We start from the raw sequence: 16,577 nt of genomic DNA, 5'->3' as shown, positions 1-16,577 counted from the left end.
TATAGAGCGGCAGCTGTCGCGCCGCTAAAAGAGGTGTGCGCCGACCGCCTCGCGGACGACCGGACCAGGGGATCGGGGCAAGCCAGTCAGGGCAAGCGGCATGGCGCGGAAAAGTCCACGGCCGCCGCGACGGATTCGCGCAGGCGGGCGACCAGCGGTCGCGCGTCGTCGCGCCGATACTGAAACGAGTACGCCAGCGCGGCCGGTTCGGGATCGCAGCGCAACACGCGCAAGCTGCCTTCGGCTTGCAGCGCCTGGGCCCAATGTTCGGGGATCAACCCCACCCCGGTGCCTTCGATCAGCAGCCCGACGATGGCGCCCCAGTTGTTGCAACAGAGACGCTCGCCAGCGGCGTCGCGCCCCGCGAGCCAGTCGTCGATGATCCGCGTCGTGCCCGCGCCGGGCGGCAGCGTCACCAGCGGAAGGCGGCCCAGCAGCGCCGGCGACATGCGGGTGTCGCCACCCAGCGCGTCCGGCGCGGCCACCCAGGCGAAGCGGGCCTGGCCGATGGGCGTCGAGGCGATGTTCGCGCGCGAGGACCGGCCGGCGATCACGGCAAAATCCAGTTCGCCATCCGCCACGCGCTGCTCCAGCACCTGTCCAATGTCGACATAGGGTTCCAGCACCAGGTCGGGATAGGCGGCGCGCACCACCCCGATCAGGCGCGGCAACCAGGTCAGCGCCGTCAATTCACCGACGCCGAAGCGGCAACGGCCGCGCAACCCTGGGGTTTCCGCCATGGACGCACGCACCTGGTCGGCCGCCGCCAGAAGCTCGCGCGCCTGCGGCAGCAGCCGCTGCCCGGCGTCGGTCAGCGCGGCCTTGTGGCCGCTGCGGTCGAACAGGGGCCGGCCCAGCGCGTCCTCAAGCTCGGTGATGCGCTTGGACAGCGACGACACCGACAGGTGCAGCCGTTCAGCGGCCACGGCGAAGCTGGCGCACGTGGCGGCCCAGTAAAACGCTTCAAGTTGCTTGAGAGTCATGGGGCGGATTGTAGGACCGGCGGCATGCAGAAACGGCGACGGCACGGGCGCAACGCCTAGGCCTCGCCCGCGATTCGCGTGACGCGATAGGCGCAGCGGCGCGCGCCGCTCAGGATGTGCTCTTCGCGCTCCACTTGAACGTTCGGCCCCAGCACCTTGCGGAACAGATCGAGTTCGCTGCGGCAAAAGCCCATACAGGCCTTGGCCGCCGAGCAGATCGGACAGTGGTTCTCGATAAACAGAAAGTCTGCGCCGTCTGCGCGCATCTCAGCCATATAGCCTTCGGACGCGCGCAGTTGCACCAGGCGGTCCAGGCGGGAAGGCAGGTCATCGGCGCCCGCCATCGCGCGCTGATAGCCATCCATCATGGCGGCTTCGCGCGCCTGGATCAGCTTGTCCACGCCTTCCTCGCCGAAGACCTGGCGCACGGCGCCGATCATCTGCACCGTCATCTCGGCATGCGTATCGGGAAAGCGGCCGTGGCCCGCGTCGGTCAGGAACCAGATCTGCGTGGGACGGCCGCGCCCGGCGCTGTGGCTTTCGGAATCGACCAGCCCGTCCGCGTGCAAGCGCGTCATCTGCTGGCGCACCGCCTCGGCCGTCACGTCCATGGTCCGGGCGATGACGGCGACGGACTGCGGGCCGCGCGTCTTCAAGGTCATGAGCACGCGGTCCGCCGGCTGATGCGGCATCCAGGTGACGGGTTGGGAGGGGCTGTCGGACATGACGATGATGAACCTCGGGGCGTGAAGTTTCCTATGGTGCCACGAACCGGGCGACCGGTCAGCGGGCCGGCGCCAACGCTACCGAGGCGGGCGGCGCGTCGGCGTCGCCAGGGGCCTCCCACCCGCCGCCCAGCGCTTTGTAAAGCGCGACGAGACGAGTATAGGAATCGGTTTCGGCCACCGCCACGGCATCCTGGGCGCGCAAAAGCGTACGCTGGGCATCCAGCACCGTCAAATACGGCGCGCTGCCGGCGCGATAGCGCAACTGGGCCAGATCGGCCGCGCGCCGGCTCTGCGCGGCCGCCTCCAGCAAATTGCCCAGCCGCTGCTGCGTCTGGCCGAATTCGGTCAGGGCCGACTCCAGTTCCTGCACCGCCTGAAGCACCGTCTGCTCGTAGCGCGCCACCACCCCATCGGCACGCGCGACGGCCGCGCGCTTTCTGGCCAGCGCGGTCGGCAGGTGCAAGGCGGGCCAGTTCACGCCGGACGCCACGCTGAACGCACGGCTGGATGCCGCGCCAACGTCCGCCCCGCGCAGCGCGACAAAGCCCAGGAACCCGCCCAGATCGATGCGGGGATACAGCTCGGCGGTGGCGACACCCACGTCCGCGTTGGCGGCGGCCATGTTGCGCTCGGCCGCCGCCACGTCCGGCCGGCGCGACAAGAGCGCCCCCACGTCGCCAATCGGCAGCCGCGCAGTCAGGGGAGCCAGCGGCTGGCTTGCATCCAGCGCGGCCAGTTCGACCGGCCGCATGCCGGCCAACACCGCCAGCCGATACTGCGCCAGCCGCCTGGCCGTGACTTGCACGGGCACGCTGGCCTGCACCGTTTCGAGTTCCGCGCGCGCGCTGGCAAGATCGCCTTCGTCGCCCCGGCCGGCCTGCACCATCGCCTCGGTCACGCGCAGGCTATCGCGCTGGCTGGCCAGATTGGCGCGCGCGACCGCCAGGCGCTGCTCGGCGCCGCGCAGCTCGAAATAGTTGCGCGCCACTTCGGCGGCCACCACGATGCGCGTCTGGGCCAAGTCGGCCTGCTGCGCTTCGCTGCGCGCCGCCGCGCCTTGCGCCGCGTGGCGCAGACGCCCCCACAAGTCCAGTTCCCACGTGGCGTCAAAGCCCGCCCGATAGCTCTGAGCCAGATTGCGCTGGCCCGTCGGGCCGGCATGGGCCTGAGACAGGCTGCGTTCATAGCGCCCGTCCAGGGTCACCGCCGGCAGGCGGTCAAGTTCCTTTTCGTCCAGCACGGCGCGCGATTCCGCCAGGCGGGACTGCGCGATGCGGATGTCGTGATTGCGGCTCAAGGCCAGCGCCACCAGTTGGTCCAACTGCGGGTCTTGCAGTTGCTTCCACCAGTCGCGTTGCAGGGCGTCGGCGGAAAACAGCGCCGCTTCGGGGCTGGCCAGCACCACGGACGCATCTTGCGGCCGCTGGTAATCGGGGCCAACGGCGCAGCCGGCCAATGCCAATGCCGCCAGCAGTACGGTGGCCGCGCGGCGCGCGCGGTCGAGTCGATGGTAATCAGTCATGGTCGGATCCTCAGTGCGTAGCAACGGCGTCTTCGGCTCGCGCCGCCGCCAGTTCGCGCGCGCGCGGCGTGTCATGGGCGGCGCGGTGGTCGCGCGCGAACACGGTGTAGACGGTGGGCAGCACGAACAGCGTGAACAACGTGCCTACCAGCAGGCCCACCACGATGACCAGGCCCAGGCTGTAGCGGCTGTGCGCGCCCGCCCCGGTCGCGAACAGCAAGGGAATCAGCCCCATCACCATCGCCGCGGTCGTCATCAGGATGGGACGCAGACGGATGCGGGCGGCCTGTTCCATCGCCGCGCGCCGATCCAGTCCATGGCTGACCTGCATTTCGTTGGCGAACTCCACCATCAGAATGCCGTGCTTGCTGATCAGGCCGATCAATGTCACCAGGCCGATCTGCGTATAGATGTTCACGGTCGCCATGCCCAGCGCCAGCGGAATCAGCGCCCCGCAGATCGACATCGGCACGCTGACCAGGATGATGAAGGGGTCGCGCAGGCTTTCGTACTGCGCAGCCAGCACCAGGTAGATGACGATGATGGCGAAGACGAAGGTAATCATCAGCGCCGAGCCTTCCTGGCTGAACTGGCGCGCATCGGACTGCCAGTCGTGGCTGAACCCAGCGGGCAGCCGCTGCGCCTGTTCGGACAGGAACTTCACCGCGTCGCCCATGGTGACGCCGGGCATCGGAATGGCCTGGAACGTGGCGGCGTTCAATTGGTTGAACTGGGTCAGCGAGTTCGGTTCCACGCCCATGGACACCGACACCAAGTTGGACAGGGGCACTTGCGCGCCGCTGGCGCTCTTGACGTGGAATTGGGCCAGGGCTTGCGGCGACACGCGCTGCTCCGGCCGGCTTTGCGGAATGACGTCATACGAGCGTCCGTCCATGCCGAAGCGGTTGACGTAGTTTTCACCCACCAGCACCGCCAGTGTGTCGCCGATGGCCTTCATGGTGACGCCCAGGCTGTTGGCCTTGGCGCGGTCCACATTCAGTCGCAGCACGGGGTTGTTGTAGTCCAGGTCGCTGTCCACCACCATGAACAGGCCGCTGTCGCGCGCGGCCTTCTTCAGGCTTTCCATGGCTTCGTACACGACCGGGTAATCGGCGGCGCTCATCAGCACCATCTGCACCGGCAGGCCGCCCGTGGAACCGGGCAGCGACGGCAGCTGGAATGCAAAGATATTGCTGCCTTCGACCTGATTGGCCAGCGCCTGCATGTCGGCCTGGATTTCATCGGCGCTGCGCTTGCGGTCCTGCCAGTCGACAAAGTCCACGCCGCCGATGCTGTTGGACACGCCGTCCGACCCGTTGATCAGCCAGCGCCCCTTCTGTTCGGGCACGGTCTTCATCACGTCGTCCCACTGCTTGCCGAACTTTTCCACATAGTCGATGTTGGCATGCTGCGGCGACTTGATCGCGGTCAGCACGGTGGACTGGTCCTCGACCGGCGCCAGCTCGCGCTGCGCGGCGTTGTACAGCAGCGGCAGGCTGATCAGCACCGCGACGGCGATCAGGCCGGTCACCCAGCGATGCCGCAACGACACGTCCAGCACGCGCCCATAGGCGTCGCCCAATCGACCGAACGCGCGTTCGGCATAGCGCGCCATCCTGCCCTCGGACACGCGGCTGTTCAACAGGAACGAGCTCATCACGGGCGACAAGGTCAGCGCGATGACACCCGACACAACGACCGCGCCGGCCAGCGTGAAGGCGAATTCCTTGAACAGCGATCCGGTCAGTCCACCCATCAGGCCGATGGGCGCGTACACGGCAGCCAGCGTGATGGTCATGGCGATCACCGGCCCGGCCACTTCGCGCGCCCCGATCAACGCCGCGCGCACCGGCGACTTGCCTTCTTCGATATGGCGGTGCACGTTTTCCACCACCACGATGGCGTCGTCCACCACCAGGCCGATGGCCAGCACCATCGCCAGCAAGGTCAACAGGTTCACGCTAAAGCCGAACAACGCCATGATGGCCGCCCCGCCCAGCATCGACAGCGGGATGGTGACGACGGGGATCAGCACGGCGCGCAGCGAGCCCAGGCAGAGAAAGATCACCACGACCACAATGGCGATGGCTTCCAGCAGCGTCTGCATCACGCCATCGATCGACGCGCTGATGAAGCGGGCCAGCTCGAAGGGGACTTGCACGCTGGTGCCGGGCGGCAGGTTCTGCTTGATGTTGGGCAAGAGCTCCTGCAAGCGCTTGACGATGACCAGCGGATTGCCGACCGGCGTGGCGTTCAGGCCGAAGTAGACGGCGGGCTCGCCGTCCATGAAGCCGCTGGAATCCGTGGACGCCGCCCCCAGTTCCACGGTGGCCACATCGCCCAGCCGCACGATGGCGTCGCCATCGCGCTTGACGATCAGGTCGCGGAATTGCGCCACGCTCACCACGTCGGTATTGACCTGGATATTGGACACCACGTAAAGGCTCTTGGCCTGGCCGGGTGCGGCCTGCACGTTGTTATCGCGCAGCGCCTCTGCCAGTTCGCCCGCCGAAATGCCCCGCGCCGCCATGCGGTCGGGGTCCAGCCACACGCGCATGGCCAGCTTCTGTCCGCCATACAGCTCCACGCTGGCCACGCCGTCGATCGAGGACAGTTGCGGCTGCACCACGCGCGACAGGTAATCGGTCAGCGCCGCCAGCGACAGCGTCGAGCTGGAAAAGCCCACGTAGGCCACGGCGGTCGCCTCGCCCGCCGATTTGACCAGCACGGGATCGTAGACGTCAGGCGGCAGCCGATACTTGACCTCGTTGACCTTGGCCATCACTTCGGTCATGGCCTTGTTGGAATCGGCGTTCAGCTTCATCCGAACCGTGATCACGCTGCGGCCCTGGGTGGACGACGACGACAGGTAGTCGATGCCTTCCACCGTGGCCACGGATTGCGCGATGGGCTGCGTGACGAAGCCTTGCATCAGATCGGGTGACGCGCCCGGGTACTGGGTGGTGATGGTGATAGTGGTGCTTTCGGTCAGCGGGTATTGCCGCACGGGCAGTCCGCTCAAGGCCTTGATGCCCAGCAGCAGGATCAGCGTGCTGACCACCAGCGCCAGCACGGGCCGGCGCACGAAGAGATCGGTGAATGTCATGCTTGTCTCCCGTCGGCCTAGTTGGACCGTGACGCGGTCTGCCCGGGCGCGCGCAGCGCCACGGTGTCCGAGGCCGTCACCTCGACCGCCGCGCCGTTGTGCAGGCGCAGCTGCCCCGACGTCACGACCTGGTCACCAGCGTTCAGGCCTTCGGTGACGACCACCCGGCCGCGCACCCGCTCGGCCGTCTTGACATAGGCCTGCCGCACCGTGGCGGGCTCGCCGTCCGAATCGGGCTTGGGTGGCGTCAGCACGTAGACGGAATCGCCATAAGCGCTATAGCTGACGGCGGTTTCCGGCACGGTGATGACGTCGGGACGATCGGGCAGGCCGATGCCGCCATGCGCGAACATGCCTGCGGCCAGCGCGCCATCGGGGTTGGCCAGGGTGGCCTGCACCCGCACAGTGCGCGATCCGGCATCCACTTGCGGCTCCACCGTCGTGACCCGGCCGGTGAACTCGCGGCCGGGATGCGCATCCACCGTCACCGTCACGGGCTGGTCGGTTCGTACCGCGCCCAGCGCCTGTTCGGGCAGGATGATATTGGCGTACAGCGTGGAGGCATCCGTCAGCGACACCATCGGATCGCCGGCGCGGGCGAACTGGCCCAGATGCACCCGGCGCACGCCCAGCACGCCATCGAACGGCGCCTTGATGCGCTTTTGCTCGATCAGCGCCTGCACGCGCCGGACGTCGGCGGCGGCCTGGTCATGGTCGGCCTGCGCCTGCTCCAGCTGTTCGCGCGTGGCGGCCTGTTGTGGCACGAGCCGCCGGGTACGTTCCAACAAGGCGCGCGCGTTGCGGACCTGCGCTTCCAGGCGCGCCAATTCGCCCCGTTCGGGCGCGTCGTTCATCTGCACCAGCAACTGGCCGGCCTTCACCGCCTGCCCCGCCGTGAACAGAATCTGCGTGACGCGACCATCCACTTCGGCCGGCACCTGGACCTGGCGCGTCGCCTCCAGCGAGCCTATCCCGGTCAGCGTCATCGGAAAATCGGCCTGCACGGCGGGCGCCACCGCCACCTTGGCCGGCGCCATCGCCCATCCGCCCTGCTGCGACGCGCGCCCATGCTTCCAGGCCAAGCCGCCCCCCACCGCCAATACCAGCACAAGCGCGCTCGCGGCCCATGCTCCAGTTTTCGCCTTCATGATCTTCTCTTTATTTATCCAAGAATAAGCTTGGATAATCCATGATTCGGCAAATTCCGTCAAAGCGGACATTGCAATCCGGGGGATAGCGTGACGCTATCGGGCAAAAAAAAACCGCCAGGCGATGCTGGCGGTTGGGGAGCGGGATGCAGGGTCAGGTGCGGACCATGTGCAGGTAATGGCGATGGCGTTCGTACTGGTCAAGGATGTCGCCGATGACCGCGTCGCGGCTCCAACCCATGATGTCGTAGTCCTGTCCGCCTTCGCGCAAGTGCACTTCGGCCCGGAAGTACTTGCGCTCTTCTTCGTCGGCGGCCTCATCCGGCGTCAGGCTGGGGCGCACGAAGGCCTCGGGTTGCACCGCATAGGAAAAATCCAGGTGCTCGCCATGCGAGACCTCAAGGATGGCGCTGCCGTCGGCTTCGACTTCGCGCACTTCCACCGCATAGCCCTGCTTGCGCAGTTCGTCAGCGACATCTTCCAGCGCGGGCCGCACCACATCGCTGATGAAGCGTTGCACGTGCGAACGGCGCGGCATCATCACCATGTTGCGCAGACGCCGCTCCCAGGACTGGCCCCCGCGCGTGGGGCGCGACAAGGTCAAGGACTGATAGCGGATGCCGCGCTTGGTGGCGTCCAGCTTCAACGCCTTGAACAAGCCCCACAGCGAAAGCAGCAGGATGACTGAGAACGGCAGCGCACTGGCGATGGTGGCGGTCTGCAAGGCGGTCAAACCGTCGGCCAGCAACAGCGCCACGGCCACCGCGCCCATCAGGACCGACCAGAAGATGCGCTGCCAGACGGGCGTGCGGTCCGAGCCGCCCGAGGCCAGCAAGTCGACCACCAACGCGCCGGAGTCGGCCGAGGTCACGAAAAATACGGCGACCATCGCAATGGCGATCACGGACAGCACGCTGCTCCAGGGCAGATGCTCAAGAAAGGCGAACAGTGCCAGCGATGAATCGGCTTCGACCACCGGCGCCAGGTCCTGCACCTTGTCCACCAGGATCATGTGGATGGCCGTGTCGCCAAACACCGTCATCCAGAACAGGGTGAAGCCGGCCGGCACCAGCAGCACGCCGGTCACGAATTCGCGGATGGTGCGACCGCGCGAGATGCGCGCGATGAACAGGCCGACGAAGGGCGACCACGCAATCCACCAGCCCCAGTAGAACAAGGTCCAGCCGCCGATCCAGTCGGTGGGCTCGTAGGCGTACAGGTTGAAGGTCTTGTTGACGATGTCCGACAGGTAAGCGCCCGTGTTCTGGACAAAGGTCTGGAACAGGAACACGGTGGGGCCGACGACCAGCACGAACAGCAGCAGCACGCCCGCCAGCACAAGATTGGTCTCGGACAGAATGCGGATGCCCTTGTCCAGGCCGCTGGCCACCGACAACGTGGCCAGCCCGCACGTAACGATGATGAGGATGATCTGAGTTGTCACCCCCACCGGCACGCCGAACAGGTGATTGAGCCCGCTGTTGATCTGCGCCACGCCCAAGCCCAGTGACGTCGCCACGCCCAGCACCGTGCCGATGATGGCGAAGATGTCGACCGCGTGCCCGATGGGCCCGTGGATGCGGTTGCCGATCAGCGGGTACAGGGCCGAGCGCAGCGTCAGCGGCAGCCCGTGGCGGTAGCTGAAGAACGCCAGGATCAGCGCAACCACTGCATAGATGGCCCAGGCATGCAGGCCCCAATGGAAGAACGTGATCTTCATGGCCTCGCGCGCGGCGATGGCCGTGCCGCCTTCACCGACAGGCGGCGAAATGAAATGCATCACCGGTTCGGCCACGCCGAAGAACATCAGGCCGATGCCCATGCCAGCGGAAAACAGCATGGCGAACCAGGTGAAGTTGCGGTAATCCGGTTCGCTATGGTCAGGCCCCAGCTTGATGTCGCCGTAGCGGCTCACCGCCAGGAACACCACCGACAGCAGGATGATCGCCACGACCAGGATATAGAACCAGCTGACGTTGCCCAGGATCCAGCCTTGTACGGATTCAAAGACGCTCTGCGCCCGCTCGGGCGCAAAAATCGCGAATCCAACCAGCAGCAACGTGAAAATGGCCGCCGGAAAAAAAACCGGCCGGTTGATCGTGGTAGGTCGGGTTTCTGAAGTCATGCAGCAGCTCCTTACGCCCAGGGTTGCGAATATCGACGCCGGCCCCCTCAGCCCGGCCACGGCGCCGCTGGTATTACTATCACGGCCGGCATGCGGCTGACAATCTGAATCAATGGTTTGTCGCTGGCCGATTCCTTCGTGGACTGGCCCGCTGAAGGCGCAAGCGAAGGCGGATCAGGCCCGCGGTCCCGCTACTCGGCCGGGGTGGCGGAGTCTGGCGGCGACACGATGGGCGCCGCTTGAGGCAGCGGGTCGCCAAAGACGACCCGACGGAAAAAACCGGCCAGCACGGCCTCGGTCATTTCCTGGCTGACGCCCTGCGGATCGAACGCGAAGCTGAACTGCATGCCGTCCGACAGCGCCAGCAAGCCCACCGCCAATTGTTCGGCGGGCAGCGGCAGCGGCGTGCCCACATGCGCGGAAAACTGCCGCACGTATTCGGTCGTGGCCGCGCGCAGCTCGCGCAGACAGTCAGTAAACCCAACTCGGAAATCCGGGTCGCGCGCTGCCTGGAGCTTGCCTTCCATCCAGAGCAGGAAGCAATTGTTCTCGCGATGGTGCGTGCTGTAGTAGTGCAGCACGCGCGCTTCCATCTGCTGCCGCGTTTCGCCTTCTTCAAAGATGGCGCGCATGTCGGCCATCACTTTTTCGTGATCGCGCCTGAGCAATTGCAGGAAAAGTTCGGACTTGCTGCCGAAATTGGAATAGAAAGCCCCGCGCGTGTATCCCGCCAATTCGGCGATGTCCTCGACGCTGGCGGCCACGAAACCCTTGCTGAGGAAAACGGATTGCGCAGCGTCGAGCAGACGCTGGCGCGTCTGGTCTCGGCTTTGCTCTCGGGTCAGGCGGAGTTTTGACATGGCGCGAGTTTAGCACTGGCCATTCTTTCAAATACAACCTTGTATCTGAATACAGTCTCGCATTAGAATTCAGGCCGTATCGAGTCTGACTCGCCTTTCCCTCTTCGCGCCGCGAGGTGTTTTCGTGAATTTTCCTGGCTCCCGCCTGCCACCTTCCTCCGCAAGCGCCGACTTGGCCACGCCCCCTGCCCCGGTCTTTCGATGGTCGCGCCGCGTGGCATTGCCCGCCGCCCTGGCGCTTGCGCTGGCTGTGTCGGCATGCGGCCGCAAGGAAGCCCCCGCACCCGCCCCGCGTCCCGTGGTCGCCATGCCGGCGCAGGCCGACGAACGCTTGCCGGCGTGGACCTTGCCGGGCGAAGTCCAGGCGCGCTACAGCACGCCGCTGTCATTTCGCGTGGGCGGCAAGATCATCGAACGCCAGGTCCGGCTGGGCGACAGCGTGACTCCCGGCCAGATCGTCGCCAAGCTGGACCCCGCCGACGCTACCAAGAACGCCGCCGCCGCCAAGGCCCAGTTGTCGGCCGCCCAGCATCAGCTGGAATACGCTCGCCAGCAACTGGAGCGCGACCGTACCCAGGCGCGCGAAAACCTGATCGCCGCGACGCAGCTGGAACAGACCCGCAACGCCTACGCCTCGGCGCTGGCGCAACGCGACCAGGCCGCGCAACAGGCCGCGCTGGCGGCCGATCAGCTCAAGTACACGACCTTGCAGGCCGACCATGCAGGCGTGATCACCGCTGAACAGGCCGACACCGGGCAGAACGTCGCTGCCGGCACCCCCGTCTACCAACTGGCCTGGGCCGGCGATATCGACGCCATCTGCGACGTGCCGGAAAACGTGTTGGCCGGCTTGCGCGTCGGCCAGCGCGCCACTGTCACGCTGGGGCCGTTGACCGGCCAGACCTTCAGCGCCGTGCTGCGTGAAATCGCGCCGGCCGCCGATCCGCAAAGCCGTACCTACCGCGTCAAGCTCACGCTGGAATCGCCGTCGCCGCAGGTGCGCCTGGGCATGACGGCCAACATCAGCTTCGACAACCACAACGCTTCGGACGAGGCCACCTACACCGTGCCCGCCACCGCACTTTTCCATGACGGCAAGAACCCCGCCGTGTGGATCGTCAAACCCAAGGAAGACACGCTGGAATTGCGCCGCGTGCAAGTGCTGCGGTTCGACGCGCGTACCGTGACGTTGAGCAGCGGCGTGTCGCCGGGCGACCGCGTGGTCTGGCAAGGCGTGCACACCGTGTCCGCCGGCCAGAAGGTCCGGGCGGTGCCGCCGCTGCACGCCGAGGACTTCGCCTCATGAGCGCCCCTGATAAGAAGTCGGTACGAGAACCCGGCCACGGCCACAACGAAGGCAATTTCAACCTGTCGGCCTGGGCGCTGCGCCACCAGCCGCTGGTGATCTTCCTGATCGCGATGGTGACGCTGTTCGGCGTGCTGTCGTATTCCCGGCTGGCCCAATCCGAAGATCCGCCCTTCACGTTTCGCGTGATGGTCATCAAGACGCTGTGGCCGGGCGCGACCGCGCAGCAGATGCAGGAACAGGTCACCGACCGCATCGGCAAGAAGCTGCAGGAAACCCCCAACACGGACTTCCTGCGCAGCTATTCCCGCCCGGGCGAATCGCTGATCTTCTACACCATGAAGGACTCGGCGCCCGCCAGCACGGTGGCCGACCAGTGGTATCAGATCCGCAAGAAGGTGGGCGACATCAAGGCCACGCTGCCGCAAGGCGTGCAAGGCCCGTTCTTCAATGACGAATTCGGCGACGTCTACACCAACATCTACACGCTGCACGGCGACGGCTTTTCGCCCGCGCAACTGCGCGACTATGCCGACAACCTGCGTACCGTGCTGCTGCGCGTGCCGGGCGTGGCCAAGGTCGATTATTTCGCCGACCAGGCCGAACATATCTACGCTGAAATCTCCAACACGCAACTGAGCCGCCTGGGCGTCACGCCGCAACAGATCGCGCAAGCCATCAACACACAGAACTCGGTGGCCGACGCCGGCACGCTGACTACGGCCGACGACCGCATCTACGTGCGGCCCAGCGGGCAGTTCCAGAACAGCCAGGCATTGGCCGACACGCTGATCCGCGTGAACGACAAGTCGATCCGGCTGGGCGACATCGCCACCATCCACCGGGGTTACGACGACCCGCCGACCGAGCAGATGCGCTTGGGCGGCAGTCCGGTGCTGGGTATCGGCATCACCATGCAGCCGGGCAAGGACGTGGTGCGCCTGGGGGAATCGCTGGACACGACGCTCGACAAGCTGAAGGCGCAGTTGCCAGCGGGCCTGACCCTGACCGAAGTGTCCAGCATGCCCGACGCCGTCTCGAATTCGGTGGATGAATTCCTGCGTTCGGTTGCCGAAGCCGTGGCCATCGTGCTGATTGTCAGCCTGGTGTCGCTGGGCCTGCGCACGGGCATGGTGGTGGTGATATCGATTCCCGTGGTGCTGGCCATTACCGCCTTGTTCATGGAGATGTTCGGCATCGGCCTGCACAAGGTGTCGCTGGGCACGCTGGTGCTGGCGCTGGGCCTGCTGGTGGACGACGCCATCATCGCCGTGGAAATGATGGCGGTGAAACTGGAACAGGGCTGGAGCCGTGCGCGCGCCGCCGCCTTTGCCTACACCAGCACCGCCTTCCCCATGCTGACCGGCACGCTTGTCACCGTGGCGGGCTTTCTGCCGATCGCGCTGGCCGAATCCAGCACCGGCGAGTACACGCGTTCGATCTTCCAGGTGTCGGCCATTGCGCTGATCACCTCGTGGTTTGCCGCCGTCGTGCTGATTCCGCTGCTGGGCTATAGGCTGCTGCCCGAACGCAAGCGCGAAGCGCATCAAGCGCAGGATCACGAACACGACATCTACAACACCCGCTTCTATCAGCGCCTGCGCGGCTGGGTCGCGTGGTGCGTGGACCGGCGCTTCTGGGTGCTGGCCGGCACGGTCCTGATCTTCGTTGTGGCGATGGCCGGCTTCAAGCTGGTGCCGCAGCAATTCTTCCCCAGTTCGGACCGCACCGAGCTGCTGGTGGACGTACGGCTGCAAGAAGGCGCGTCGTTCGCGGCCACGCTGCGCCAGGTGGAACGGCTGGAAAAGGCGCTGGACGGCCGGCCCGAAATCGATCATTCGGTCAGCTTCGTCGGCACGGGCGCACCGCGCTTCTACCTGCCGCTGGACCAGCAACTGGCCACGCCCAACTTTGCGCAACTGGTCATCACAGCCCATTCGGTCGAGGACCGCGAAAAGCTGGCGCACTGGCTCGAACCGATGCTGCGCGAGAATTTCCCCGCCATCCGCACCCGCCTGTCACGGCTGGAGAACGGCCCACCGGTCGGCTATCAGGTGCAGTTCCGCGTCAGCGGGGACAAGATCGGCGAAGTGCGCGCGGTGGCAGAAAAGGTCGCCGCCGAAGTCCGCGCCGACACGCGTTCGGTCAACGTGCAGTTCGATTGGGACGAGCCCTCGGAACGCTCCGTGCGTTTCGACATCGACCAGCAGAAAGCGCGCGAGCTGGGCATCAGCTCAAGCGATATCTCCGACTTCCTGGCCATGACGCTGTCGGGCTACACCGTGACGCAGTACCGCGAACGCGACAAGCTCATCAACGTCAGCCTGCGCGCCCCGCGCGAAGAACGCATCGATCCGGCGCGCCTGGCGACGCTTGCCATGCCGACGCCCAATGGCCCCGTGCCGCTGGGCAGCCTGGGCCAGGTGCGTTACGACCTGGAATACGGCGTCATCTGGGAACGCGACCGCCAACCCACCATCACGGTGCAGGCCGATGTGACCAGCGGCTCGCAAGGCATCGATGTCACCCACGCCATCGACAAGAAGCTGGACGCCATCCGCGCCGATCTGCCGGTGGGCTACCGCATCGAAGTTGGCGGGCCGGTCGAGGAAAGCGCCAAGGGCCAATCGTCCATCAACGCGCAGATGCCGCTGATGGCCGTCGCCGTGCTGACCCTGCTGATGGTGCAACTGCAAAGCTTCGCGCGCGTGCTGATGGTGGTGCTGACCGCGCCGCTGGGCCTGATCGGCGTGGTCGCGGCATTGCTGTTGTTCGGCAAGCCCTTCGGCTTCGTAGCCATGCTGGGCGTCATCGCCATGTTCGGCATCATCATGCGCAACTCGGTGATTCTGGTGGACCAGATCGAGCAGGATATCCGTCATGGCCACAAACGCGTGGACGCCATTGTCGGCGCCACCGCGCGGCGCTTCCGCCCGATCGTGCTGACGGCTGCGGCTGCCGTGCTGGCGTTGATTCCCTTGTTGCGCAGCAACTTTTTCGGCCCCATGGCTACGGCGCTGATGGGCGGCATTACCAGCGCCACCGTGCTGACGCTGTTCTTCCTGCCCGCCTTGTACGCCGCGTGGTTCCGCGTGCGCCATGACGAGCGCGACGAACCCGAAGGCGTGCCGCCTGGCGCCAATGCCGCCGACACGGTGGAACGAGGAGTCTGATGATGAAGATCCATCCCACGCGCTTGCCCGCGCTGCCGCTGGCCCTGCCCTTGCTGCTGGCCCTGAGCGCCTGCGCGTTCGCCCCGGACAGCAAGCCGCCCGCAATAACGTCGCCCGCGCAGTACGGCGTCGAACCCACGCCGCCACAGGGCGCCACCGCCCAAGGCGTGGCGCAACGCTTTGAACAGGGCGCGCGCCCCGTGCCCGAATGGTGGAAACGCTATGGTTCCGACGCGCTCGATGCCCTGGTGCAAGAGGGGCTGGCCAACAGCCCCAACCTGGCTGCGGCCGAACGCAACCTGGCCGGCGCGCGCGAACAACTGCGCGCGCAGGTCAATTCCTCGTTGTTGCCTTCGGTAGACGCCGGCGCAAGCGGCACGCGCAATCGCGCGCTGACCATGCCGAACCTGCCGCAACCCACGACGCTCTACAACGTCTTCACCGGTCAGATCCAGGCCACCTACGACCTGGATCTGTTTGGCGCTGCGCGCTTTGCCAATGCGTCGCTGGCCGCGCAGGTCGAGCAGCAGGCTTTCCGACTCGAATCGGCGCGGCGTTCGCTGGCGGGCAACATCGTCACCGGCGCCCTAACGTCGGCATCGCTGGCCGAACGGGTCGCGCTGACCGAAAAGCAGGTGGTGTTGCTGCGGCAGGTGGCGCGCGATACGCAGCGCCGCTACGAACTGGGCTCGGCCTCGCAGAACGATGCGCTGGACGCCGACCAGGACGCGGCCACGCTGGAAGCCTCGCTGCCCGGCCTGCGCGCGCAGTGGCAGGCCACGCGCCATGCGCTGGCCGTGCTGCTGGGCCGCAGCCCGGACCAGGCTCCCGACGATCTGGCGTTCAGCACGCTGGCCGTGCCGCAACAGGTGCCCGTGGTGGTGCCTTCGGAATTGCTGGCCTCGCGCCCGGACATTCTGGTGGCCGACGCCGTGGTGCAAGCCGCCGCCGCCGATGTGGGCGTGGCCACCGCGCAATTGTTCCCCAGCCTGTCGCTGTCCGCCTCGATGGGCAAGGGCGGCTTCAGCTGGCCGGCGGCGCTGTCCGGCGCGGGCTCGATCTGGGCGATAGGCGCGTCGCTGACCCAGCCCATCTTCCATGGCGGCGCCTTGCTGGCCGAGCGCCGCGCCGCCAAGGAACGCTACGAAGCATCGGTGTTGCAGTACAAGCAGACCGTGCTGACCGCGTTCCAGGACGTGGCCGACACGCTGGCTCGGCTGGACGCGGACGGGCAGGCCCTGGCCTCGGCCGAAGCCTCGCGGCGCGCGGCCGAGCAGTCCTGGCGCAACACGTCCAGCCGCGTGCGGCTGGGCGCGCTGGCGCCCTACACGGAATACGCAGCCGAGCAGCACTACGTGGCCGCGCGCCTGCGCGAACTGGAATACGCAAACGCCCGCCTGACCGAAACCGCCGCGCTGTTCCAGGCCATGGGCTCGCCGACGCGCGCGCCGGAGGTGGCCGCGCGCCAGCCCTGACGCGCGACGGCGCGTCTTCGAGGTCGCGCCCCGCGCCGACCGTATGTGCACCCCCCATCCGCGCCGCTTTTGTTTTCAGGCAGCGACGCAATGCAAGCTGGCCCCCGCGATGTCACGTCGCGGGGGCTTTTTTTGTCGGGGCGATGCTGTC

10 protein-coding genes are annotated in these 16,577 nt (G+C 66.6%); 3 read left to right on the top strand and 7 right to left on the bottom strand.

Going from position 1 to position 16,577, the window contains the following annotated elements; translation table 11 throughout:
• Positions 1-86 precede the first annotated feature (86 nt).
• From API01S_RS09540 to API01S_RS09510, 7 genes are all read right to left on the bottom strand, one after another.
• Complete coding sequence (locus API01S_RS09540; RefSeq protein WP_050727892.1) at positions 87-983, bottom strand: LysR family transcriptional regulator; 897 nt, start codon at positions 981-983, stop codon at positions 87-89.
• Between the two features lie 56 nt (positions 984-1,039).
• Positions 1,040-1,708, bottom strand: a complete 669-nt coding sequence (locus API01S_RS09535) for a helix-turn-helix transcriptional regulator (RefSeq protein ID WP_061304292.1) — start codon at positions 1,706-1,708, stop codon at positions 1,040-1,042.
• A gap of 58 nt (positions 1,709-1,766) precedes the next feature.
• On the bottom strand, positions 1,767-3,233 hold the full coding sequence (locus tag API01S_RS09530; protein ID WP_061304290.1) for an efflux transporter outer membrane subunit: 1,467 nt from the start codon (positions 3,231-3,233) through the stop codon (positions 1,767-1,769).
• Positions 3,234-3,243: 10 nt separating this feature from the next.
• Complete coding sequence (locus tag API01S_RS09525; RefSeq protein ID WP_061304287.1) at positions 3,244-6,339, bottom strand: MexW/MexI family multidrug efflux RND transporter permease subunit; 3,096 nt, start codon at positions 6,337-6,339, stop codon at positions 3,244-3,246.
• Positions 6,340-6,356: 17 nt separating this feature from the next.
• On the bottom strand, positions 6,357-7,487 hold the full coding sequence (locus API01S_RS09520) for an efflux RND transporter periplasmic adaptor subunit (protein WP_061304286.1): 1,131 nt from the start codon (positions 7,485-7,487) through the stop codon (positions 6,357-6,359).
• 154 nt (positions 7,488-7,641) lie between these two features.
• Positions 7,642-9,612, bottom strand: coding sequence for a BCCT family transporter (locus API01S_RS09515; protein ID WP_061304284.1), 1,971 nt, complete (start codon positions 9,610-9,612; stop codon positions 7,642-7,644).
• A gap of 191 nt (positions 9,613-9,803) precedes the next feature.
• Positions 9,804-10,472 (bottom strand): TetR/AcrR family transcriptional regulator, encoded by a 669-nt coding sequence (locus API01S_RS09510; RefSeq protein WP_050727896.1) that lies wholly within the window; start codon positions 10,470-10,472, stop codon positions 9,804-9,806.
• Positions 10,473-10,644: 172 nt separating this feature from the next.
• Between API01S_RS09510 and API01S_RS09505 the strand changes: the two genes are divergently transcribed.
• From API01S_RS09505 to API01S_RS09495, 3 genes are read left to right on the top strand one after another with little or no spacing between them, the layout of a single operon-like run.
• Positions 10,645-11,778, top strand: coding sequence for an efflux RND transporter periplasmic adaptor subunit (locus tag API01S_RS09505; RefSeq protein ID WP_084802407.1), 1,134 nt, complete (start codon positions 10,645-10,647; stop codon positions 11,776-11,778).
• Positions 11,775-14,951 (top strand): efflux RND transporter permease subunit, encoded by a 3,177-nt coding sequence (locus API01S_RS09500; RefSeq protein ID WP_061304282.1) that lies wholly within the window; start codon positions 11,775-11,777, stop codon positions 14,949-14,951. The genes API01S_RS09505 and API01S_RS09500 overlap by 4 nt, the downstream gene beginning before the upstream one ends.
• Entirely contained in the window at positions 14,951-16,426 is a 1,476-nt protein-coding gene (locus API01S_RS09495; protein WP_084802406.1) for an efflux transporter outer membrane subunit, read from the top strand. Before API01S_RS09500 ends, API01S_RS09495 begins: the two co-directional genes overlap by 1 nt.
• Positions 16,427-16,577: the final 151 nt, after the last annotated feature.

It is taken from the genome of Achromobacter piechaudii NBRC 102461 (genome assembly GCF_001571245.1).
Taxonomy (GTDB): Bacteria; Pseudomonadota; Gammaproteobacteria; order Burkholderiales; family Burkholderiaceae_B; genus Achromobacter; species Achromobacter piechaudii.
This window is presented reverse-complemented; position numbering and strand designations above follow the sequence as displayed.